At 45.3% G+C, this 21036-nt stretch carries 18 protein-coding genes; 11 read left to right on the top strand and 7 right to left on the bottom strand.

Features of this window, described 5'->3' with window-relative positions:
* Nucleotides 1–15 precede the first annotated feature (15 nt).
* Entirely contained in the window at nucleotides 16–558 is a 543-nt protein-coding gene (locus tag BZA03_RS11160) for a lipocalin family protein (protein ID WP_110288820.1), read from the bottom strand.
* A gap of 255 nt (nucleotides 559–813) precedes the next feature.
* On the opposite strand from BZA03_RS11160, the gene BZA03_RS11165 reads away from it, so the two are divergent.
* Nucleotides 814–1764, top strand: coding sequence for an aldo/keto reductase family oxidoreductase (locus tag BZA03_RS11165; RefSeq protein WP_110288821.1), 951 nt, complete (start codon nucleotides 814–816; stop codon nucleotides 1762–1764).
* 23 nt (nucleotides 1765–1787) lie between these two features.
* Complete coding sequence (locus BZA03_RS11170) at nucleotides 1788–2171, top strand: VOC family protein (RefSeq protein WP_014951056.1); 384 nt, start codon at nucleotides 1788–1790, stop codon at nucleotides 2169–2171.
* A 78-nt stretch (nucleotides 2172–2249) separates the two neighbouring features.
* On the opposite strand, the gene BZA03_RS11175 is transcribed toward BZA03_RS11170, so the two are convergent.
* Both BZA03_RS11175 and BZA03_RS11180 read right to left on the bottom strand, forming a co-directional pair.
* Entirely contained in the window at nucleotides 2250–3068 is an 819-nt protein-coding gene (locus BZA03_RS11175; RefSeq protein ID WP_110288822.1) for a mechanosensitive ion channel family protein, read from the bottom strand.
* 125 nt (nucleotides 3069–3193) lie between these two features.
* Nucleotides 3194–4411 carry an MFS transporter gene (locus tag BZA03_RS11180; protein ID WP_014980533.1) on the bottom strand — a complete coding sequence of 406 codons (1218 nt, stop codon included), beginning with the start codon at nucleotides 4409–4411 and terminating at the stop codon, nucleotides 3194–3196.
* A 279-nt stretch (nucleotides 4412–4690) separates the two neighbouring features.
* Here BZA03_RS11180 and BZA03_RS11185 point away from each other — a divergent pair, with 279 nt between their 5' ends.
* The gene (locus tag BZA03_RS11185; RefSeq protein WP_110288823.1) at nucleotides 4691–6640 is read left to right on the top strand and encodes an alpha-amylase family glycosyl hydrolase; all 1950 of its coding nucleotides are present in this window, start codon (nucleotides 4691–4693) and stop codon (nucleotides 6638–6640) included.
* A 338-nt stretch (nucleotides 6641–6978) separates the two neighbouring features.
* Nucleotides 6979–7206, top strand: a complete 228-nt coding sequence (locus BZA03_RS11190; protein ID WP_230598813.1) for a hypothetical protein — start codon at nucleotides 6979–6981, stop codon at nucleotides 7204–7206.
* Nucleotides 7207–7306: 100 nt separating this feature from the next.
* Here BZA03_RS11190 and folE read toward each other — a convergent pair whose 3' ends face one another.
* A complete protein-coding gene (gene folE / locus BZA03_RS11195) occupies nucleotides 7307–7990 on the bottom strand; it encodes a GTP cyclohydrolase I FolE (RefSeq protein ID WP_014951061.1) in 684 nt (227 codons plus the stop codon).
* Nucleotides 7991–8151: 161 nt separating this feature from the next.
* Here folE and folM point away from each other — a divergent pair, with 161 nt between their 5' ends.
* The 3 genes from folM to BZA03_RS11210 all read left to right on the top strand — a co-directional run bounded on the left by folM (nucleotide 8152) and on the right by BZA03_RS11210 (nucleotide 10952).
* The gene (folM, locus tag BZA03_RS11200; protein WP_110288824.1) at nucleotides 8152–8859 is read left to right on the top strand and encodes a dihydromonapterin reductase; all 708 of its coding nucleotides are present in this window, start codon (nucleotides 8152–8154) and stop codon (nucleotides 8857–8859) included.
* 148 nt (nucleotides 8860–9007) lie between these two features.
* Nucleotides 9008–10072, top strand: a complete 1065-nt coding sequence (locus BZA03_RS11205; protein WP_014977636.1) for an agmatine deiminase family protein — start codon at nucleotides 9008–9010, stop codon at nucleotides 10070–10072.
* Nucleotides 10059–10952 carry a carbon-nitrogen hydrolase gene (locus tag BZA03_RS11210; RefSeq protein ID WP_039229281.1) on the top strand — a complete coding sequence of 298 codons (894 nt, stop codon included), beginning with the start codon at nucleotides 10059–10061 and terminating at the stop codon, nucleotides 10950–10952. The genes BZA03_RS11205 and BZA03_RS11210 overlap by 14 nt, the downstream gene beginning before the upstream one ends.
* Before the next feature lie 157 nt (nucleotides 10953–11109).
* On the opposite strand, the gene pdeM is transcribed toward BZA03_RS11210, so the two are convergent.
* Together pdeM and BZA03_RS11220 are read right to left on the bottom strand one after the other, a co-directional pair.
* Complete coding sequence (pdeM, locus tag BZA03_RS11215) at nucleotides 11110–11814, bottom strand: ligase-associated DNA damage response endonuclease PdeM (RefSeq protein WP_110288825.1); 705 nt, start codon at nucleotides 11812–11814, stop codon at nucleotides 11110–11112.
* Between the two features lie 185 nt (nucleotides 11815–11999).
* On the bottom strand, nucleotides 12000–14606 hold the full coding sequence (locus BZA03_RS11220; RefSeq protein ID WP_110288826.1) for a ligase-associated DNA damage response DEXH box helicase: 2607 nt from the start codon (nucleotides 14604–14606) through the stop codon (nucleotides 12000–12002).
* 223 nt (nucleotides 14607–14829) lie between these two features.
* Between BZA03_RS11220 and BZA03_RS11225 the strand changes: the two genes are divergently transcribed.
* Nucleotides 14830–16008: a DUF418 domain-containing protein gene (locus BZA03_RS11225; RefSeq protein WP_110288827.1), complete on the top strand. Its 1179-nt coding sequence runs from the start codon at nucleotides 14830–14832 to the stop codon at nucleotides 16006–16008.
* Between the two features lie 140 nt (nucleotides 16009–16148).
* Nucleotides 16149–17087: a transporter substrate-binding domain-containing protein gene (locus BZA03_RS11230; RefSeq protein WP_258364629.1), complete on the top strand. Its 939-nt coding sequence runs from the start codon at nucleotides 16149–16151 to the stop codon at nucleotides 17085–17087.
* A 113-nt stretch (nucleotides 17088–17200) separates the two neighbouring features.
* Here BZA03_RS11230 and BZA03_RS11235 read toward each other — a convergent pair whose 3' ends face one another.
* Entirely contained in the window at nucleotides 17201–18016 is an 816-nt protein-coding gene (locus tag BZA03_RS11235; protein ID WP_075177300.1) for a putative porin, read from the bottom strand.
* A 239-nt stretch (nucleotides 18017–18255) separates the two neighbouring features.
* Here BZA03_RS11235 and BZA03_RS11240 point away from each other — a divergent pair, with 239 nt between their 5' ends.
* Both BZA03_RS11240 and BZA03_RS11245 read left to right on the top strand, forming a co-directional pair.
* On the top strand, nucleotides 18256–19272 hold the full coding sequence (locus BZA03_RS11240; RefSeq protein WP_110288829.1) for a ligase-associated DNA damage response exonuclease: 1017 nt from the start codon (nucleotides 18256–18258) through the stop codon (nucleotides 19270–19272).
* Nucleotides 19272–20957 (top strand): cisplatin damage response ATP-dependent DNA ligase, encoded by a 1686-nt coding sequence (locus BZA03_RS11245; protein WP_110288830.1) that lies wholly within the window; start codon nucleotides 19272–19274, stop codon nucleotides 20955–20957. Before BZA03_RS11240 ends, BZA03_RS11245 begins: the two co-directional genes overlap by 1 nt.
* Nucleotides 20958–21036 lie beyond the last annotated feature (79 nt).

Consider the following 21036-nt stretch of genomic DNA (forward strand, 5'->3'; position numbering starts at 1 on the left):
CTCGCTCGAAAGTGGCTATGAATCCTCTTCGCCGTGCTCTACCCAAATAAGCTTGCTAACGTCGTACCCAGCCGATGTCGCTTTTTCTAGTAAACGGGTGCGGACTTCGTCTGAAATAGAAGGTGTTCGCGCTAAAATCCAAAGGTAGTCTTTATCTGGGCCTGTTATCAAAGCATATTGATAACCTTCTTTATCTAGCTCCATAATTACATAGCTAGCGTAAAATGGGCCAAAGAACGATACTTTCAGATGCCCTGTCGTTTCAGACTCTACAAAATACGCTTTGCCCTCGGCTTCATCCCATGCATTTTCTTCTACTGAAAAACCGCGATTAATTACCTTAACCCCTCCGTCATCGCGCATGCTATAGGTTGCCGTAACTTCGCTTAATCCTTCTTCGAAGCTATGGTCAAAGCGCGCTATTTCATACCACTTCCCTAAATAACGAGGAAGCTCAAAGCCTTCAACCGGCACTACCTTGTCAGGTACGCCAGTACAGCCAGACAAGCCCACACACACCATACCCGCCATAATCATTGAAACTAACTGCTTAAACATATGCCCTCTTTTCCTTGAACTCAGCTTTTAAAAAGCCCACTGATTAATTTAAATACACGCCTACATCGTAAAAATGATCTTTATCGGTGCTGCAACACCATAAACCTTCAAGCTAGGCTAACGGTCGACAGTAAAAATACGCTCGCCTAATCAGACTTTTCTTATCGCTTGGACCATATTACAGTACTTTTAAAACAAGCCTTGAGCTAATACAGGCCCTGCCCACTCGATATTCTCAAACAGGGAGAAAATGACATGAATGCACAGTTTTCACACGCAAGCCGCTTAATATATGGATGCATGGGCTTAGGTGGCGGTTGGAACGACAAACCGGCAACCAAAGCCGATATAAGCCAAGCAAGAAGCATCATTGATACTGTGCTGAGTTTAGATATTAATGTGTTTGATCATGCTGATATTTATACGTTCGGCAAAGCCGAAACGGTTTTTGGTGAAGCGCTCAAGCAAGCGCCCGAATTAAAAGACAAAATGATTATCCAATCTAAATGTGCAATACGATTTGAGGATGATTTAGGACCAAAGCGTTACGACTTTTCAGCAAATCACATTCACACGTCGGTTGAAGGCATTCTCTCTAGATTAGGAATAGAACAGCTTGATATACTACTGCTGCATCGTCCAGATCCACTTATGGAGCTAGACGAAGTCGCCGGTACACTGAAGCTGCTTCAGCAGCAAGGTAAAATAAAGCATGTTGGCGTTTCAAACATGCATGGTCACCAAATTAATTACCTGCAGTCTGCACTTTCCACACCTATTGTTGCCAACCAACTTGAAATGAGCCTTGGCTTTAGAGACTGGTTAGAAGACGGCATTACTACCAACAGTGCTGCTAATCGCGATACAGGTTATGCGCCCGGCACACTTGAATACTGCATGATGAACAACGTGCAACTTCAGGCATGGGGAAGCTTGGCACAAGGTAGATACACAGGTGCAAAAGTTGAAAATAGTAATGACCGTGCAACAGCAGACTTAGTGGCTCAACTTGCAGGTGAATATCAAACTACGCCTGAAGCGATTGTTTTGGGCTGGTTGATGCGACATCCTGCCAACATTGCGCCCGTTTTGGGCAGTACCAACATTGACAGAATTAAAGCAAGCCAAAAGGCTGAAGATGTTCATTTAAGTCGAGAGCACTGGTACAAGTTATTTGAGTCTGCTCGCGGTCAAGAGATGCCGTAAGTATAAATATTAAGGAAATTTAGATGCTGAAAGGCTTTCACCACGTTGCTATCATTTGTAGTGACTACCCTCGCTCAAAGACGTTTTACACGGACGTGTTGGGCTTCTCGATTATTGATGAAAACTACCGTGAAGCCAGAGACTCTTATAAATGTGACCTCGCGTTACCTGATGGCAGTCAGATTGAGCTTTTTTCGTTTCCGGGGGCACCGCAAAGACCGTCGCGCCCAGAAGCGCAAGGACTTAGGCACTTAGCGTTCAAGGTGGACAACCTTGATGAAATGATCAACCACCTAACGAATAAGCGAGTTGAATGCGAGCCAGTGAGAACCGATGAATACACCGGCAAACGCTTTACATTTTTCCAAGATCCTGACGGTTTACCCCTAGAGCTATACGAAATCTAAAAATCGCGAAGCCGTAATAGAAAAATGCCGAATAAGGGGTCTCTTATTCGGCATTTTTATCAATAGCGATACAAACTTTTATTGGTCGAGCATCCTGACTTCCCGCTGCGGGAATGGTATTTCAATATCATGCTGCTGAAGGGCATTAAAAATGGCTTGGTTTAGTGCATAGCGCACTTCGAAATGCCTTACAGCTGGCGCCCAAACCCGAATACCAAAGTTAATACTGCTGTCGCCAAAATTATCTACACCAATGGCGGGTGACTTTTCTTCGCTGATTCCATCTACCGTTTCAACAGCCTTGCGAATCACATCGATTACCTCATCGACCTTACTGGAATAGGCAACGCCAATTTCAAGTTCAATCAACATGTTCTCTGCAGAATTATGCAAGATTTCACCGACTATCAGTTTGTTGGGTATTTGGATGTGAACATTGTCTTCGTCAATAAGAATGGTATAGGGCAACATGACTTGATCGACCACCCCTGCAACACCACGCACGCGGATAGTGTCGCCAACAACGAAAGGACGGGTAATAATTATGGTAAAGCCAGCGGCATAGTTGGCCAACATACCTTGAATAGCTAAACCTGCACCTAAACCTACAGCACCTACGGCGGCTATAAGTGGGGTTACGCTAATGCCCACATTACCTAATGCTATAATTATTACGATACCCAATACCACTAGCTTGCTGGCACCGCCGGTAAAGCGGCTCAGCGTAATATCGATATTTCTGCTGACCATCAGGTTTTCAACCATGTGGCCTATTTTATTGGCCACCCACCAGCCAAGCAGAAAAATAATGATGGCGCCTACAATTTGGAAACTGTAGGTCACTGCAAATTCTACAAGAGTGTCGTAAAGGGCTTGCGCTTGTTTTAACTCATCCATGGAACGTGATTAGACTAGAAACTGATAGGAATAACCGAAGCTTAAACAACAACGTGAGGAAAAACCAGTGCCGAGAGCAAGCCCGGCACGTTACGGTTTTAAGGAATAAAGAGCGAGCATTGCATTTAGTTGGCGTATTCGCTTGCCTCAATTTCCGCTAAACGTTCTTTGGTAGGGTTCTTAATGTAGTTATACACCAAGCCAACAAAGAGCACGGCAGCAAAACCCGTGGCTACCATAAAGCCATACTTGGCGTCGCCACCGTTGGCGTCGCTCACCAGGCCCATGATGAAAGGCCCTGCGGCCGCACCTGCTGCGGTGAAGAACAAGATTACTCCGGCTACGCTTCCGTGTTGATGTTTTGGGAAACAGCTTATGCCTTTTGAGTTAAAGGTAGGATAAATTACTGACATAAAAATGCCCGTTAGCGGGAATAGAAACAACGCAAGCTGTTTTCCGCCCCACAGACCAAGACCGAAACACAGTACAATAGCACCAGTGAACACCATAAGAACCAATGCCCAGTTGAAGTGAGACATCATCCAGATGCCTACGAAACGCCCTGCAGCACGAAGGATAAAGAATGCCGTTACCGAGTATATTGCAAGGGTCTGAGAGAAGCCTTCAGTATAACAATCATAGGTCGCTTTAAGCGTAGTCGCGTCGCACACTAAATAACTCGGCATCCACACATAAATGGCGCTTTCTGCGGCGACATATAAAAACGCGCCTACTGAAAATCCTAAAGCATAGGGGTTTTTCACTAAACTTAAGCTCTGCGCTATCGATACTTTCTTTTCACCTGAGGCTGTATCGCGAGTGTAAGCGGGGTATTTCACCAGCAAAGCACCGATTATAAGTAGCGTACAAACACCACCAGCGATTACATAAAGCCACTGCCATGCAACGCCTTGATGAATAAGATAAGCGACAATAAGAGGCCCGATAATTGCGCCAACGCCAAAGAAGGCTTCTGCCCCATTCATAGTTGCTGTGTGCTGCTTGGTCGATGTTGAAATATCACCGATGAGCGCCAGCGCACCTGTTTTAAAGATACCCACGGCAACGCCAGATAAGCTCATTAAACTTACAATCAACACAAAGTCGTTAGCAATTAAGAAGCTGTAGCATGCAAGGCCAAACAACGCTAAACCAATGATAATGGTAGGCTTGCGGCCTAACTTATCAGCCAAAAAACCTAGGAATAGACCCGATAAGGCAATACCTAACATGGGGAGTGAATGCATTAAGCTTGCTTGAGCATTGGTGACAGAGAACGCCACTTTCACTTCTTTGATTATCTCGCCTACCGAGTCTGACGTCATCGCAAACATCATAAACATTAGGTAGGTTAGCCATCTGATAATTCTGCTACTAGGATCATGATTGGGCATAGTCTGTCTCACAAGCACGGTATGAAAGGCCTTGTTCCGCCCTTCTAAACTTCACAAAAACACGTTGATCATTGCACGCATTCAGTAGGTCAAAAATAACGATGTAATAAACTTGATAAATGAGCTTAATCGTTTAAGATAAAAGTTAACAGAATTTAAAAAGCCTGTAAACCTGTTAATTAGGATAGGTTGTATGACGCACTTAAGCGTCGCACTTTGGAGTTTTCTATGAGCTATGCTGCTGACAGTGGTGTATGTTTAGACCGAATCTTGGCATCAACCGATTTATCTGGCCTAAGTAAGAAAGATGCAACAACTTTTACGCGTCGCTTGAAGGAACATTTTCCTCGTCTTTTTGACAAATATACCTACGTTTATGGGCACCAGTATGACTGCTACTTTCATTTACAAAAACTGGTTGAAATATTAAGAGACGGTTTAAAAAACCGTAAACCAGCCCTCAAAAAGCTTGATAATGAAAGGTTAAAAAACCCGCTTTGGTATCGCGATGAACAGCAAGTCGGCATGGCCTGCTATGTTGACCTGATGGGCCCCACTTTGAATGACTTGCATGACAAAATTCCCTACTTTAAGTCTTTAGGCGTTACCTATGTGCACTTAATGCCTTTATACGATGCGCCCAAAGGGGATAGCGATGGAGGATATGCTGTGTCGGATTATCGCAAGGTTAATCCAACGCTAGGCACAGTGAAAGACCTGGAAAAGCTTGCTTCAGCACTTCAGAAAGAGGGAATAAATCTTGTTCTCGACTTTGTGTTCAATCATACCTCTGACGAGCACGCTTGGGCGAAAGCTGCACTGGCAGGTGAGAAGCAGTTTCAAGACTACTACTACCTTTTCGATGACAGAACCATTCCCGATCAGTACGAACATACTTTAAGAGAAATATTTCCCCAGGTAAGAAGAGGTAGCTTTACCTTTAATGAACAGATAGAAAAATGGGTATGGACGACATTTAACAGCTTTCAATGGGATTTAAACTACAGTAATCCTGAAGTGTTTAACGCTATCACGTCTGAAATGTTGTTTCTGGCCAATATAGGTAGCGCTGCACTGCGTTTAGATGCGTTGGCCTTTATTTGGAAAGAGCTTGGTACTAACTGCGAAAATCAGGAAAAGGCCCATGTTCTTATACAAGCGTTCAACTGTTGCTTACAAATTGTAGCGCCTGCCGTGGTCTTTAAGTCAGAAGCCATCGTGCACCCTGACGAAGTACTTAAGTACATCGACAAAGATGAGTGTCAGCTATCCTATAACCCTTTGCTAATGGCACTGCTGTGGAATTCATTAGCCACGCGTAAAACCCGTTTGCTTACGCGCTCAATGAAAAAGAGCTTCTCTATTTCTGAGAACTGCACATGGGTGAACTACGTGCGATGCCACGACGATATCGGATGGACCTTCGACGACGCGGTAGCCAACGAACTGGGTATTAACGCATTCGATCACCGCCATTTTCTTAATCAATTTTATACCGGTCGTTTTGAAGGAAGTTTTGCCAACGGCGTGCCGTTTGCTGAAAACCCTTCTAACGGCGATTGTCGTGTGTGTGGTTCACTGGCCTCTTTATGTGGGCTAGAAGGCGCGCTTAAATCCAACGATTCAAAAGGCATTGATGACGCTGTGAAACGAATGATGCTGCTTTACGGTATCACCTTTAGCATTGGAGGTATTCCGCTACTTTACTCTAGTGATGAAGTAGGCAAGCTTAATGACTACAGCTATCGATTTGATGACACCAAAAAGCACGACGACAGATGGGTAAACCGAATTGCTGTTACCCGCGCAGATACGGGATTGGCGCTAGGAAACACGTCGCCTGCCAACCCTACAGAGACTGCGAGCCTTCGCGTGTTTAACGGATTGCGCAAAATGATAGCAATTAGAAAGCAGAATGCGATTTTCGGGCAGTCTAGCACCCAAATTTTAGATGCCGATAACCATCATTGCTTTGCTTTTCTTCGGGAAAATACACAGGGTCACAAGCTGCTTGTGATATGTAACTTCAGTGAGCACCCTCAGACCATTCAGCGTAGCCTTTTGGCAACACTAAAGGGCGCATCAGGCCGAGATTTGCTAACTGATGAAACTGTCGAAATGAATGCTTCACCACTATTGCTTGAGCCTTTTCAACAAATGTGGCTTCTTGCTGATTAAAGTTCGAGCTTTCGCCATATCTTGCTAATTGCTGTTTGAAAAGTGGTTAGCAAGTTATCCGCGGCTTAGTCGCCAAATTAATTATCTTTACTGCCAGTGACTTATCGAATAAGTCATTTTTTCACAGGCACACCAATAAATACCCACTATACTTTTTATAGTGAATAGATAGTTCACGTAGCTTCCGCATAACTTTGGTAGCTTGGCCTGTGTTTGACTGGCTCTCAAACTGATTGACGCGGAAGTAGCACTCTTCTTGTTGTGTGTGGTTTGTTTCTTGCTTCACGCAGAAGTATTACACAGCGGGATTCGACTTATGTCATATGGATATGTTTAACATGGTAACGGATAAAACGATGCAAAGTGATAGTGCTTTGGAATACATGTGCCCGTATTGCGGCGCAATAAATGACTTCCAGCTAGAAACAGTTCGCGACATGTATCACGAACAACATGAATCTTGTGGGTGCTGCAATAAAGTACTCAGTTTAACGGCGGCCGATGGTATTGGTGGCCGTATCAATTTGATTGTCGATTCACTGGATGCAGAGCTTGTTATCAAATAAAGCGCATTGGAAAGCGTAGCAAAATGTTAGCAAACAAAAAGCCGCTTCATGAGCGGCTTTTAAAGTTCTTGAATAAAGTTCCGAAACAAACAACCATCAACTACCGAAAGAACTCTCGTTTCAATTCATTATCAGTAAGGAAACGGCCGCCGAGCGCAGACGTTTTCGTATATGAATTAGTATCACGGATCCCTCTCGCCTTAACGCAATAGTGCGTGGCGTTAATGCTCACCGCTACGTCTTCTGTATTGGTCAACGTCTGCAACGCAACTAACACTTGTTGAGTTAAACGCTCTTGTACCTGTGGACGTTGAGCAAAGAAACCCACAAGGCGATTAATCTTTGAAAGGCCGATTACTGTGTCTTTTGGAATATAAGATACGGTTGCCGTGCCATCAATAGTAACAAAGTGGTGTTCGCAGGTGCTGGTCAGGCTTATATCAGATACCTGTACAGGCTGGTCAATCTGCATCTTGTTTTCAATGGCAGTAATCTTAGGAAATTTGCGGTAGTCCAATCCACCGAAGATTTCATTAACATACATTTTAGCGATTCGCGTGGGCGTATCACACAAACTGTCGTCAGTTAGATCAAGGCCAAGCGTGTCCATTACGTCACGCATAGCACTTTCAATTCGTTTGCGCTTTTGCTCGTCAGTAAGACCATTAGCCACCATAGGTGTTTCTAAACCTTTGGCTTCTAATGCTTCTCGTACACGTTGTGCTGGCTCTGAAATAGAGGGGTCTAGTGCGTCGCGCACAATTACCGCTTCTTTTGCTAACATTACTTTATCCGTAGTTACTTCTTTTTTGATCTTGTACGAGCATGAGTTCGTTACAGATCGATTACTTGGCAACATGACTTTTATTTAATGTCATTGCTACCGACTGTGCATTTGGCACAGAATAATAAAACCGTTACCTTTTACGAAAGAAGGACATCATCTTGAATTCACCTGTGTTAATTACAGGCGCAAGTCAACGTTTAGGCTTAGCTATGGCCAATAGTTTACTTGACCAGGGCCACCACGTTGTCGTGACTTATCGAACACTTCGTCCAAGTATTTCAATGCTTGAGGATAAAGGTGCTACAGTCTTACAGGCGGATTTTAGCACTGAGGCGGCTATTGATCGAGCAATTGATGAGATTAAGGCAATCAGTAAAACCTATCGAGCGGTGATCCACAACGCGTCAGATTGGGCGCAAGAAAAAGATAACCATGACAAGCATAGCTTGATTGAACGAATGATGTTGGTCCATGCTGTTGCCCCTTACCGCATAAACTTGGCACTTGAAAAGGCTCTTTGTGATTGCGACGTTCAGTCTGACATTATTCATATGACTGACTACGTTCAAGAAACAGGCAGCGAGAAACACATGGCTTATGCGGCAAGTAAGGCAGCCCTGCACAACCTGACCCTATCATTTGCTAAGAAGCTAGCACCTAAGGTAAAAGTAAATAGCATTGCCCCAGCTTTGCTTATGTTCAATGAGGGTGATGACGAAGCTTATAAGCAAAAAGCGTTAGGAAAATCACTGTTAGAGATAGTACCGGGGGCGCAAGAGGCCGTGAAAGCCGTGAACTATTTATTTGATAGTGACTACGTGACAGGGCAAACCCTTCACCTCAACGGTGGGCGGCATTTAAAATAAAGACTGCCCCTTTTTTCTGTCACTTCAGTTGTCCTCATGGCTTAAAGTAATCGTCACCGCCAATTAATTTCATCGCCATTTGCCTTGGTCTCATGCTGAGGCATGGCTATAATCCGAACCCTATTTCGTAGCTATTTGGAATTTTACTATGCACGGCAACCGTACTATGGCGCCTGAATGGCATAACATTGATGCTGTTATGTTAGCGTGGCCTCATGCGCAAACCGACTGGGCTCCATGGTTAGAAGACGCGAGAGCGACGTATCTGAACGTGATTGCTGCAGTAAACCGCAACGATGCGGGTGTGATTTTATTATGTGCGCCGAGTGACGTAGACGATCTTAATTCTCGTTTACCAGAGAACGCTCGAGTGCTTATTGTTCCTGCCTCATTTAACGACACATGGATGCGCGACTACGGCTTCATCACTTGTAAAGACAGTGAAGGCAATGGCTCGCCGGTAGAATTTCGCTTTAACGGTTGGGGCAATAAGTTTAACGCCGCTGAAGATAATCTGGCGAATCAGCGTTATCTTGCCAGCATGTGTAAATCTGTACTTCGCAGCAGCCCAATTGTGGCTGAAGGTGGCGCGCTGGAAATTGATGAAGACGGACACCTATTAAGTACTGCCCAGTGTTTACTTAACCCTGAGCGTAATGGTGATATGTCGCTAAGCGCTTACGAAGATGCATTTAAAGATATGCTAGGCTGCAGCAAAGTTACTATTTTGCAACATGGTCATTTAGAAGGCGATGATACTGACGGTCACATCGACACATTAGTGCGTTTCACGCCGAACAAAGGCCTAGTGATCCAGGCGTGTAACAACCGTCCTAATGACAGTCATTTTGAAGGGTTGAAAGCGTTGTGCGACGAGTGCGCCCTTGAGCTGCCTGAGCATGAACAGTTTCATCTGCCGCTGCCTAATATTGTAAATGACGAAGGGGATCGCCTGCCGGCATCGTACGCAAATTACTTAATTTGTAACAACGCAATATTATTGCCTGTTTACGGTGAAGAGGAAGACGCAGAAGCCATTGAGACTGTACAAAGAGCACATCCCAATCATATTGTTGAACCAATCGATTGCAGTGTACTGGTAAGACAATACGGCAGCTTGCATTGCATTTCCATGCAGGTTCCCACAAATACATTAAAAGATTCGATTATCACCACCTTAAAGAAAGGAGTGTCATTACATGCGCCCAGCTAAGCTAAAAGTGGGTCTGGTACAACAGGCCGTTGCCGATAACGATAAAGCAACGAACTGGAATAAAAGTGCCGAGCAAATTGCCAAATTAGCCGCTGAAGGATGCGAGTGTATTTTGCTTCAAGAACTACACAGCACCCTGTATTTTTGCCAGCAAGAAGATACTGACGCCTTTGATTTGGCTGAACCAATTCCTGGACCTGCGACAGAATTTTTTGGTGAACTAGCCGAAAAACACAATATCGTGTTGGTGACATCTTTATTTGAAAAGCGCGGTTCAGGTTTGTATCACAACACCGCAGTCGTGTTCGACCGCAGTAAAGAAATTGCGGGCAAATATCGTAAAATGCATATTCCTGATGACCCAGGCTTTTACGAGAAGTTTTACTTCACACCGGGCGATATGGGCTTCACGCCTATTGAAACCAGCGTAGGTAAACTTGGCGTATTGGTGTGTTGGGACCAGTGGTATCCAGAAGCGGCGCGCCTAATGGCGATGGCAGGTGCGGACTTGTTGTTCTACCCTACCGCAATCGGCTGGGATTTAACTGACACAGAAGAAGAACGTACCCGTCAGCATGGTGCATGGGAAACCATTCAGCGCTCTCACGCTGTGGCAAACTCAGTACCGGTTATCGTGGCAAACCGCACTGGATTTGAAGCGTCACCTGTTGAAGGTGATCCAGGTATTCAGTTCTGGGGACAAAGCTTTGTAGCAGGCCCGCAAGGTGAGATTTTGGCCAAAGCCGAAGCTGAAGGTGAAACCACGCTAACCGTAGAGCTTGATATGGAGCGAACCGAACAGGTGAAGCGCATTTGGCCTTACTTCCGCGACCGCCGCATAGACGCCTACGACGAACTAACCAAGCGCTGGCGCGACTAACCTAAATAATGGGGTTAAATAATGGGGTCAGAGTACATTATTTGAAACAATGGGGTCAGAGTACATTTTCCAAGACAAATTTAAGTCACAAAATGTACTCTGACCCCTTTTTTAATTCTGCCGCGGTGGAAATGTACTCTGACCCCATTTTGGTGGTTCATACTTTAAATATAATCTTGTCGTAGAGCATGAATACCTGTCGTGAGCGTTTAGGCAGAAGCGTTAGCATTACCTCTTCATCTATATCCAGCCCACCAGTGAACTGACCAAAGGCTGGCATCACAAATACATTTTCGTTGTTAGTAAAGCATTTGCCTGAGTAACGGCGGCGAGTAATGGTTGTGCGCTTTTTGGGGTGATAATGGCCAATAACCTGAGCACGAGTTTCACTCGTTTCTACTTCGTGTCTAAATACCATATTATCTAACACTATTTCAAAACACGGCGTACCCGGTATGCCGTCAGGTAAATCTGGGTCATGATTACCTTCGACCCACATCCACTCGTTCACTTTGTCAACTAGCCTACATAAGTGCTGACGGTCATCAAAGGTCATGCGCGACATGCTGTGTTTATCGTGAAAGCTGTCACCTAAGCTGATAACTCGCAGTGGCTTGTAATCTTCGATGATACTTTCTAATCGCGTTAACGTAGCGGTGGAATCTAAACTCGGTAACGGGTTCGCATAACTGCGTAAATAACTGCCTTTTTCTAAGTGGAGATCAGACACTATAAGCCAATCGCATGCGGGTAAATACGCCACACCGCGCGCATCTAGCAGCCACAAGTAGTCTGCATATTTTGTGATAGTGATGTGGCGCTGGCTTACTTTTTCGGTTAGCCACGCGTCAGTTATTGCCAAAATTTCCTCTTTTGCTCTTCGTTTGTGAGTTTTTATTATCGGTTTGAAACCGCTCGTTAATTTTGAGGGACTACGCTTCGTAGCTTCCGCATTCTGACCGCTCTAGTTAGTTGAGCAAGGTATCAGGCGTGAAGTGCATCGCCAAGATATGAAAGCGAAGCCTAAAGGTCGTGTTTATCTTCACGTTATTCAACGCTAGCCCCTGATAGCAATGCGCGAACTTCATCTAACATGGTTTCAGCTTCTGCATATAAATTAGCTTGCTCGATGATCGCCTGTGCGCCAGCGCCTTTCACTTGTTCACTACGCACATCCAGCACTATTGGAATGGCCATGGGCGACGGCTTTTCAAGATTCACTAATATCGCTGAATCTACATAGCGAATAAGTAAATTAGCGAGTCGCCGTAAATCAAGTAGCTCACGTTCTGCATCGGCCCGAGCTACTTTAAGTAAGATATGGTCGCGGTCGTGTTCACGCAACGTATCGTAAATAAGGTCCGTGGAGAACGTGACCTGCTTCATGGTTTTTTGGCTGGCGTGATAGCGCTGTTCAGTGAGCCCACTCACCACCGCCACTTGCCTGAACGAGCGCTTAAGCATAGGTGCCTGCAACATCCAGTCTTCTAACTCGTCCCCTAAAATATCTGGCTGGAATAGCTGCTGGAGCTGCCCTTGTGTGATGGCGTTTACTGAAGCCACCGATAATCCGTAATCGGTCACGCTGAAGCTTAAAGGCTTAATGCCCATTTTTTCCATTCGTCGCGTTAGCAACATACCTAAGGTTTGGTTCGCTTTGCGTCCGTCGAAGGTGTAGTACAAGGTATAGTGCGCCTGTCTAAACGGAAATTGTTCTACAAGCACGTTGTCAGGACTAGGCAATTGAGAAAACGCCTGTTGAAGTTTAAGCCACTCTTGTACCTGTGCAGGCAGTGCTCTCCATGATTTCTGAGTAGCCAAAATTGCCCGTACCCCTTCCGCCAAGTAAGTAGATAGCGGCATTTGACCACCCGCGTAGCTTGGTATTTTCGGCTCTTTTGCTTTTGCAGGCTTAGCGTGTAGCTGCATGTCGCGAATAGCCTCAAAACGCAATACTTCTCCTGCAAAATAGAAGGTGTCTCCGGGCGTTAACTGCTGAGCGAAATACTCTTCTACTTCACCAATTATCTTGCCCTGATTTCCTCTTCGAATACGCTTTACTTTAAGCCGACCCGCTTCAACGATTGTGCCGATATTTTGTCTGTGCCGTTGAATAACCCGCCGATTCGCTGGCGAGTAAGTGCCATCGTCGTTTTTTGTGAGGCGTTGATATCTCTCATACGCATTAAGCGCACTGCCGCCGTCTTGAGTAAACTGCCACAGCTTATCGAAATCATCTCTATCGAGCCCTTGGTATGGCGTGGCGGTAAGTATCTCTTGATACAATGTATCTGGGCTATCAGCCCTACTACACAAGCAGTTCAGTATAAATTGCGGGACAATGTCCAGTGCCCCTGGCTGTGGGCTTTCCCCGTCTAGCTCCCCTTTTTCAATAGCGGTGATCGCCGCCTGACACTCCAGCGCTTCAAAACGGTTTGCCGGTACGAGCAACGCTTCACTTGGCTCGTCGAGCCTGTGGTTTGCCCGCCCTATGCGCTGCAGTAATCGGCTCACGCCTTTTGGTGCGCCAACTTGAATAACCTTATCCACGTCCCCCCAGTCAATACCTAACTCCAAGGCCGACGTACATACAATTGCCCGCAGCATGCCGCTTGCCATCATGACTTCGGTCTTACGACGCTGCTCTTTGCTCAAGCTTCCATGATAAAGCGCAATAGGAAGCGCAGCCTTGTTTGCCTCCCACAACATTTGAAACAACAGCTCTGACTGAGCTCGCGTATTCACAAAAACCAGTGTGGTTTTGGCGTTTTCAATGGCCTGGTAAATATCATCGATGGCGTAGCGAGCCATAAAGCCGCCAAAAGGCATGCGCGCTTTAGAGTGCAGCATTTCCACCTTAGGTTTTTCACCCGCTTTCACTTTTACAATATTAGCTACACCGTCACTACCGGCCAGCCATGCACCTAGCGTTTCGGGAAAAGCCACGGTGGCTGATAAGCCAATACGCTTACAATGCGGTGATAGAACGCTTAACCGCGCGAGGGCGAGTGAAAGAAAGTCTCCGCGCTTGTTGGCCATTAAACTGTGTGTTTCGTCGATGATCACGCGTTTAAGCTTGCCAAAAAGCTTATCTGCATCGGCGTAGCTCAACATCAGCATGAGCGACTCTGGTGTGGTAAGCAGGATGTTTGGCGGCTTTTTCCGTTGACGCTGGCGCTTGTGTGAGGGCGTATCGCCTGTGCGTGTTTCTGCCGTTATCGGCAGCGCCATTTCTTCAATGGGCTGTAACAAATTTCGATGAATATCTTGCGTGAGTGCTTTCAGCGGCGATATGTAAAGGGTATGTAGGCCGTTGAACCCATCCTTTTCTTTTCCTTTTGTTGCCTTTTTGTTTATTGCTTTTATTTCTGCTTGTTCACTGGTTCCGGTCTTCTTAACAAGCTCCTGGTTTTCCGAAATCTCATCAAGTTCACTCGTACCGAATGCCTCAGCAAGCTCGCTCATACCAAATGTCTCTGCAAGTTCGACTAGGCTAGGTAAAAAGCCCGACAGGGTTTTGCCAGCGCCGGTTGGCGCAATCAATAATGTACAGTCATGCTGGTCTTTCTCCACCAGCATGGTGTGTTGATAATCGCGTAGTTGCCAGCCTTTTTGTTCAAACCAATGGGCAAAGACTGAAGGAAGTGAAGTCATTGATGGTTCTTGTTAATACTTTTAGCACTTATACGGCAAAACCTTGGTTAGGTTTACTTGTCACGCCTTACGATAGATGCACAATGTAATCATCCTCAGCGCGTTTAATGTTTAGATACATTTTTCACTTCGACCTTATGCATTTTCTTAGCGTAAACTTCAGCGCAGAGTTTTTGACCTTCTTATGTTTCACGAATTAGCGATTTTCTTACAAGGACCGTACATGCGAATTCATTCAATAGACGCCGTTAGAGGTTTAGCCATTCTTGGCATCTTATTCATGAACATTACGTTTCACCAAAACGGTTACGCTAACTATGCATTTTTTGAAGAGCCGCTATTATCAGACACGGTTATTTCACTTTTTAATACGCTGTTTTTGGATGGACGATTTCGTTCTCTGTTCTGCTTGCTGTTCGGTGCAGGTCTGGCAATTCAATTTGAGTCCTGCGAGAAGCGCGGACACCATTTTTTAGATTTCTCACAAGCCAGACTTAAGTGGCTGTTTGTATTTGGGCTACTGCATGGCGTATTTATTTTCAGCGGCGACATTTTGCTTTATTACAGCCTGTGCGCATTTTTTATTTTAAAACACTTCACGCTCCCTCAAGATGAACTCAAAAAGAAAAGTATTCATTACCTTATTGTGGGAAGCGCAATTATGTTAGTTGGTGGGCTCGTCATGGCGTTTGTGTTCGACATGGGGACTGAACTGCCAACGCGACCCAGTGAAACATTTAACGAAGAAGTCGCATTGTGGCAAAGCGGCTATTTAACGCAGCTTGGTATTCAAGCGTCATTTATGCTGTCTACGGTTATTGTCGCGCCATTCACTATGCTGTGGCAGTCTATGGGGCTTATGATGTTTGGCGCTTATTTGTATAGGGCAGGCTTTTTCAATCACGGCTTCTCGTCACTACTATTTAAGAAGTTAGTATTGGTTGCTATCGTCACATCCATCATTACTGCACTTCCGCAATTTTTATTCGAACAGGTAACATTAGATGTGATTCCCATGTTCACTAGCATTCCAGCCATTTTCTGTGCTTTGGTATACGCTCACCTATTGATAAATATAAGACATACTGCGGCGTGGTGGTATCAGTCGCTTATAAACTGCGGCAAAGTTGCGTTCACCCTCTACTTAACCCAATCAATAGCACTCGCTGTACTATTTCGCATCGTCATGCCCTCTTATTTTCCAAACTTTATTTACAGCGTAACGTTGCTTGATTTGCTTCTTGTCACCATCGCCTTCACCGCAGTACAAGTTATTTTGGCGAACGGCATTACTAAGCACTTCAACCAAGGTCCCTTTGAAGCCCTATGGCGAAAAATGTATTTGCGCAGTTTTCTCAAAAAGCAAAAATTGAAACATGATGAAGTAGAGCAGCTAACCTGAGGCCATGTCGCTTGCATCTTGAAAATTGTGTCTATACTGAACGGTAAACGCAACCTAAATAAGTAGGCCTGCTAAGCTTTACTCAATGTTAAAGGTTAGCAGGCCCAATGGCTTTTCCTTAGCCATTGAGGTAAATAGGCATGATACAAAATCGACGTCGAGTAGGGCTATTTTCAATAGTAGCGGTGATGATAATTTGGCACCTTTTCTGTCAACAAGCTTTTGGAAGTGTGTTGGACAGTGCGCAAACATCACAGCTCGCCCCTAGCAGTTACGAAGTTAAGATAGTCGAAAGTAGTGAGTTCGACTATGCCTCTCATGACTATTACTCTGCATTGCTTAAATTAGCGCTCAGCAAAACAGAAGACCCTATTAAACCAACATATCTCGTAGAGAGTAGCGGCAATTTGGTTCAAGAACGTGTACTACGCGAGCTAAACCAAGAAGGGGGAATTGACGTGTTTTGGACAGTGACGTCAAAATTGCGTGAACAGCAAGCCATTCCGGTGCGGGTTCCTCTATTGAACGGAATCATGGGCTATCGCGTTTCTTTGATCCGCCAAAGTACTCTACGTGAGTTTGACAATATTCGTAGCGCGTCTGACCTAAAGCGGTTTGTAGCAGGTCAAGGTCACGACTGGCCCGATTTTCAGATTCTAGAGCACAACGGATTTACTACGTTAGGAACCAGTAATTACGACATTATCATTGAGCTTTTAAAGGCTGGTAGAATTGATTATTTCCCACGTGCGGCTCATGAGGCGGTGGTAGAGGCGAAATCACTAAACGACCCAGACATTATCATAGAGCCTTCAGTTTTATTGTATTACCCGTCTTACATGTTCTTCTTCGTTTCACAATCGAAACCTGAATTAGCGCAGCGCATAGAACGGGGATTAAATATTGCTCGACAAGACGGAAGCTTCGCCGCGTTATTTGAAAAATACATTAGTTTTGAAGATATTGAAAAAGCGCTGAAGCTTTCAGAGAGAACCGTACTTAAACTTAATAATCCACACCTCTCCGAAGCGACGCTAGAGGCAACGCCGGAAGATTCAATATCGATACTCCTCCAATAGAAAAACATCACTGCTCAAATCCGCGAGTTATCACTTTAAACCGTCGCCCCTACATGGATGACGTACAAAAAAGGGCCTGTAAAAATGAGGCCCTCGTCCACGTAAATAGCGTATTAGAATCTGAACGTACCTAACAAGGTGGCCGAGCCCAGCTGGCTTTCGTCGGTATCATATCCTAGACCGAACTCAACAGATGCATGCGGGTTAAACCAGTAATGAGTCCCTAACTCAATAACATTATCCGAGCCAATAACGTCGTTACTCTCGTGAATGTACGACACGCCTACACTCCAGTCGGGGCGAAAGTAATAATCTGAATCTAGTTCAATGGAAAATTCACCATCAAACTGGGTGCCTTTCAACTTTGTATCCCAGCCCGGCGTAAATTTTCCGGCGCGGCTTCCAAAACTATTATAGCGAGCAAATACGCTGTAGCTGAATTCTGATTCAGAGCGTTCGCCTCTTGCATATGGTTCTGCTGATGCAAGATATTTTTCAGTTAAGTCAAAGTATTCAATGCCAGCACCGTATTCCCAATTATCATTGGCAAACGTTGACAGTTCTATACCGAATCGATTAAACGTATCTTCAAAATAAAGTCCATCGTTGGTCAAGCGACCATAACGCCCTCTTATCACTAACGCATCAGAATAAAACCATTCGCCTTTCACATTGAAATTGTCAACGTTATCAACGCCAAAATAGTCAACTGATACATTACTGGTTCGCTGGAGGTAGGGACTTATTGACCAAGGCTGCTCATCAATACTTACAGACTCAAAGTAATAGCGATATGCTGCACCGATAAAAACGTCATCACCATCGCGAACGTCTGAAAAGCCTATAGCAGCTTCGTGTTGTATATCGGTAGATTGAGCAAAAACAGGGAGGGTAGAAATAGCAAGTAAGCAAGCGCAATAACGCATCATAAAGCAACGTCCTTATTAGAGAAATGTCCAAAAAGCTGTCTTTTTAGTCGGGTAGTGAATGTAATTAAGAAACTTATAAAGTGCAATTAAAGAAGCCGTACCGACACATTTTGTGACAATCGAAACCGTTTATTGTTCAGCAGTCATTTGAAACATATAGTGTTTTCAACATCGAATGGTCGATTTTAGGCATTCACTACGTAGTAAGAGCATTATTTATTTCGTGGAAATTATGCGTAGTGCATCCATCAACGTGGCTAAAAGCTGACGACACTGGCCTGTATTGCGAGCCAGGCCAGTTTTATATTGACCCTATGAATGAAGTGTCAACCGCACTTGTTACTCACGGCCACGCTGATCATGCGCGCGCAGGCCACCACAGTGTCTATGCCAGCGCAGAAACACTGGCCATTATGAAAACCCGCTACGGCGATGAAATGGCAACACACCAACACGCCATAACGCTAGGTAAGTCAGTGACATTTAATGACGTTGCGGTCACTTTTTTCCCCGCCGGACACATCTTAGGCTCTACCCAAATTCTTATCGAATATGCAGGTTATCGCGTTGTAGTTTCCGGCGACTACAAACGTCGCCACGATCCTACCTGCCCGCCGTTTGAAGTTGTCCCTTGCGATGTATTGATTACCGAGGCCACTTTTGGCCTTCCTGTATTTAAACATCCACCTATAGAGCACGAAATAGATAAGCTCCTTCACTCATTACGTGTTTTTCCCGAACGATGCCACCTTGTTGGTGCGTATGCCCTAGGGAAATGCCAGAGGGTTATTTTAGCGCTACGTGAAGCGGGGTACGAAAAGCCCATCTACTTACATGGTGCGCAGCTAAAGCTATGCGATTTATATGAACAGCTTGGAATAAGTCTAGGCGCTTTAATTCCTGTATCCGACGTCGCAGATAAAAAAGCACTGGCAGGTGAGATTGTATTAGCGCCCCCCTCGGCATTGGCCGACAGGTGGTCGAGAAGCTTACCCAATGTGCGCCCTGTTATGGCGTCTGGCTGGATGCAAATTCGCGCCCGTGCGAAGCAAAGAAATGCCGAACTACCGCTTATTATTTCCGATCACTGCGATTGGCCAGAATTATTACAAACCATTGAAGAAGTGAATCCCAAAGAAGTATGGGTGACCCACGGTAGAGAGGACGCGTTAATGTATCAAGCTGAAAAAATGGGGTTCAAAGCTAGGGCATTATCGCTTGTCGGCTACGATGAAGAAGAGCAAGGAGGCGACTAATGAAAGCATTTAGTAATTTGCTTGAGCAACTTTATTACACGTCGGGAAACAAAGCCAAAGCGCAACTCATTGCTGATTACATTGCCAACACACCTGACCCTGATCGTGGCTGGGCTATAGCCGCTATGGCCGGTACGTTGCGATTCGATTTTTTTAAGCGTAACACTGTGAAAAAGCTCATTACCGAACACACTGACTCTGCACTTTTTGCAATGAGCTACGATTATGTGGGAGAGGTTAGCGAAACCGTGGCGCATTTATGGCCTTACAGTGAACCTACGGATAATCTTCCAAGTCTTACTGAAGTCGTAGAAACCTTTGCGTCTGTGAGTAAACAGAAGGTGTCGGAAACGCTAGCCAACTACCTGACGATAATGACCCCTGCACAGCGCTGGGCTTTATTGAAACTTGGCACCCGCGGATTGCGCATAGGCGTGTCGGCTCGCTCCATTAAACAAATACTGGCCGATTATGGCAATAAAGATATCAAAGAAATTGAAACGCTGTGGCACGCGGTTACACCACCCTACACCGACATGCTTGCTTGGCTAGAAGGCAAAGCTGACAAACCTGACATTGAAAATGCAGTTACTTTCCACCCCGTGATGCTCTCCCACCCTATTGAGGACAGCGATATTGATGCTTTTAAGGAAAACACGTGGCAAATTGAAAACAAGTACGACGGTATTCGTGTTCAGCTTGCTGTTAAATCGGAGCCTATTGCCAGTAAATGCGCCACAAGAAAAGACCAGAACGATAACAAAAAAGGGCAAACAACAGATGATGGAACGCCGGATAAGGCGCTTTTCTCACGCACAGGAGATGACATTAGCCATTCTTTTCCCGACCTACTTGAAACGGTAAAAGGAAATATGGTGTTAGACGGTGAACTACTGGTTATTCATAACGTAAAGGACGACGCTTATGACGCTACCACTTCACAGCCGAATGTCGACACATTCAATGCACTTCAGCAACGCCTCAACAAGAAAAAGCCAAGTAAAGCACTGCAAGCGTCTTCACCTGTTGGACTTATTGTCTACGATGCCTTAGTACTAGATGGCAAAGATTTAACTGAGAAAACGTTGAAGGAACGTCGCCAGGCGCTCCACGAATGGTTTAACCACAACAAAAGCGAGCGCTTGTTTTTATCGGAAACCCTTTCTGCAAGCTCTCCTAAAAGCCTTCGTGAACTTCATGCCCACGTTTGTCAAAATCGCGCGGTGGAAGGGTTGATGATAAAGCGCTTAGATAGCAAGTACATCCCCGGCCGTCCCAAAGGGCAATGGTTCAAGTGGAAGCGCGACCCGCTGGTGGTTGATGCGGTAATGATGTACGCGCAGCGAGGGCACGGGAAACGATCGAGCTTCTATTCCGATTACACGTTCGGTGCATGGGAAGACGACCAGCTTCTGCCAATAGGAAAAGCATATTCTGGATTTACCGACGAAGAACTTAAGAAGCTAGACAACTGGGTACGGCGCAATGCAGTGGGACGCTTTGGCCCTGTGCGGGAGGTAAAGAAAGATCTGGTGTTAGAAGTGGCTTTCGACGCGGTTCATCCTTCTTCAAGACATAAATCGGGTGTAGCGCTGCGCTTTCCTCGCATTCACCGTATTCGTTGGGATAAACCCGCCGCGGAAGCTGACACGCTAACCAACGTTAAAGCGTTAATCGAAAACTAACCACGTAAAAATACTTCCTAAGTAAGAAAAAATCGCTGAAAATGAAGTTTTACAGATGACCTCGGGCGGATTGCCTGAA

Source organism: Alteromonas sp. I10, assembly GCF_003201515.1.
In the GTDB taxonomy this organism is placed as follows: domain Bacteria; phylum Pseudomonadota; class Gammaproteobacteria; order Enterobacterales; family Alteromonadaceae; genus Alteromonas; species Alteromonas macleodii.

Bases quoted from the DNA above. Each gene is read 5' to 3' on its own strand.
- BZA03_RS11160 (WP_110288820.1), bottom strand. From the start codon at position 558: ATGTTTAAGCAGTTAGTTTCAATGATTATGGCGGGTATGGTGTGTGTG.
- BZA03_RS11165 (WP_110288821.1), top strand. From the start codon at position 814: ATGAATGCACAGTTTTCACACGCAAGCCGCTTAATATATGGATGCATG.
- BZA03_RS11170 (WP_014951056.1), top strand. From the start codon at position 1,788: ATGCTGAAAGGCTTTCACCACGTTGCTATCATTTGTAGTGACTACCCT.
- BZA03_RS11175 (WP_110288822.1), bottom strand. From the start codon at position 3,068: ATGGATGAGTTAAAACAAGCGCAAGCCCTTTACGACACTCTTGTAGAA.
- BZA03_RS11180 (WP_014980533.1), bottom strand. From the start codon at position 4,411: ATGTTTATGATGTTTGCGATGACGTCAGACTCGGTAGGCGAGATAATC.
- BZA03_RS11185 (WP_110288823.1), top strand. From the start codon at position 4,691: ATGAGCTATGCTGCTGACAGTGGTGTATGTTTAGACCGAATCTTGGCA.
- BZA03_RS11190 (WP_230598813.1), top strand. From the start codon at position 6,979: ATGGTAACGGATAAAACGATGCAAAGTGATAGTGCTTTGGAATACATG.
- folE (WP_014951061.1), bottom strand. From the start codon at position 7,990: ATGTTAGCAAAAGAAGCGGTAATTGTGCGCGACGCACTAGACCCCTCT.
- BZA03_RS11205 (WP_014977636.1), top strand. From the start codon at position 9,008: ATGCACGGCAACCGTACTATGGCGCCTGAATGGCATAACATTGATGCT.
- BZA03_RS11210 (WP_039229281.1), top strand. From the start codon at position 10,059: ATGCGCCCAGCTAAGCTAAAAGTGGGTCTGGTACAACAGGCCGTTGCC.
- BZA03_RS11220 (WP_110288826.1), bottom strand. From the start codon at position 14,606: ATGACTTCACTTCCTTCAGTCTTTGCCCATTGGTTTGAACAAAAAGGC.
- BZA03_RS11225 (WP_110288827.1), top strand. From the start codon at position 14,830: ATGCGAATTCATTCAATAGACGCCGTTAGAGGTTTAGCCATTCTTGGC.
- BZA03_RS11230 (WP_258364629.1), top strand. From the start codon at position 16,149: ATGATACAAAATCGACGTCGAGTAGGGCTATTTTCAATAGTAGCGGTG.
- BZA03_RS11235 (WP_075177300.1), bottom strand. From the start codon at position 18,016: ATGATGCGTTATTGCGCTTGCTTACTTGCTATTTCTACCCTCCCTGTT.
- BZA03_RS11245 (WP_110288830.1), top strand. From the start codon at position 19,272: ATGAAAGCATTTAGTAATTTGCTTGAGCAACTTTATTACACGTCGGGA.